Annotated in this window: 1 protein-coding gene; it reads left to right on the forward strand. The window is 41.8% G+C overall.

Annotation, left to right across the window (positions count from 1 at the left end; all coding sequences use genetic code 11):
- Positions 1-269: 269 nt before the first annotated feature.
- Positions 270-1,352 (forward strand): amino acid ABC transporter substrate-binding protein, encoded by a 1,083-nt coding sequence (locus GNE10_RS34475; protein WP_185570504.1) that lies wholly within the window; start codon positions 270-272, stop codon positions 1,350-1,352.
- Positions 1,353-1,384 lie beyond the last annotated feature (32 nt).

Consider the following 1,384-nt stretch of genomic DNA (forward strand, 5'->3'; position numbering starts at 1 on the left):
TTAATATTATCTTCCATATTAGATAAGCAAATTGCTATTAAGTATTTGGAGAGGATTTTCAATAAAAGTGGAAATTTAAAGCTAATCTGAGCAATTTTCACAAAATATATGAAGCTTGTATAAATAAATGGAAACTTCACTACGACTTTTAACAGTGAATAAATATAGTGCAGAGGCTGGTAGAGTTTTATATAACAAGCAATGAATTGTTTTTACTAAAATAATTGTAGTGAATAATACATTTTTATTGTCTAGTAACTATGAAGTTGATGTATAAATTAAGTTTGATTGTAGCGATCGCCCCCCTAATCTTTGGTATTAGTGCTTGTACTGGAGGGTCGGGACAAACAACAAATACACCCAGCAGCCCAGGTGGTAATCCACCAGTACCAGCAGCAGGTCGAAATCGTTTGGATGCCATTAAAAGCCGCAGTCAGGTAATTTGCGGTGTTAGTGGTGAAATTCCAGGCTTCAGCTTTGTGGGGACTGACGGCAAATATAGCGGCATTGATGTTGATATTTGCAGGGCAGTGGCCGCTGCTTTGTTCGACAATCCAGATGCAGTAGAATTTCGCAATCTCAACACCAAAGAACGGTTTACAGCCTTGCAAACTGGGGAAGTAGACGTTCTCAGCCGTAACACCACCTGGACTTTGAGTCGCGATACTTCAGTTGGTCTGGAATTTGCACCCGTAGTCTTTTACGATGGGCAAAGCATCATGGTTCGCAAAAATAGCAATATTAAATCCCTGGCAGATTTGAAAGATAAAGCTATTTGCGTTCAAACTGGCACTACTACCGAACAGAACTTAGCAGACCAAATGCGAAAAAGAGGCATTACTTATAAACCTATTGTGTTTGAAGATGTTAATGTTACCTTTGCCACTTATGCTCAAGGACGTTGCGATGGCGTCACTGCCGATCGCTCCGCATTGATTTCTCGGCGTACAACCCTACCCAAACCAGAAGACAATGTGATTCTAGAAGAAGTAATATCTTCCGAACCCCTAGCACCAGCAGTTGCAAAAGGAGACACTAGACTAAGTGATATCCTCAAGTGGGTAGTTTATTCTTTGGTAAAAGCTGAAGAATTAGGGATTAATTCCCGCAATGTAGGCCAGTTAGCCAGCAGTAACGACCCTGATATTAAACGCTTTTTAGGAACAGAAGGCAACCTTGGTGAAGGACTCGGCTTAACAAACGATTTTGCAGCACGAGTAATTAAGCACGTGGGCAACTATAGCGAGATTTACGATCGCAACCTCGGCCCCAAAACAAAATTCAATCTACCTCGCGGTCAAAATCGACTCTGGACTCAACAGGGACTACTTTATTCTCCGCCGTTTCGTTAAGACTGGGGATGGGGAGTGTGGGGAGTGTGGGG

It is taken from the genome of Nostoc sp. 2RC, from assembly GCF_014222165.1.
Taxonomy (GTDB): Bacteria; Cyanobacteriota; Cyanobacteriia; order Cyanobacteriales; family Nostocaceae; genus Nostoc; species Nostoc linckia.

Coding starts and splice junctions, on each gene's coding strand:
- GNE10_RS34475 (WP_185570504.1), top strand. CDS start 270: ATGTATAAATTAAGTTTGATTGTAGCGATCGCCCCCCTAATCTTTGGT.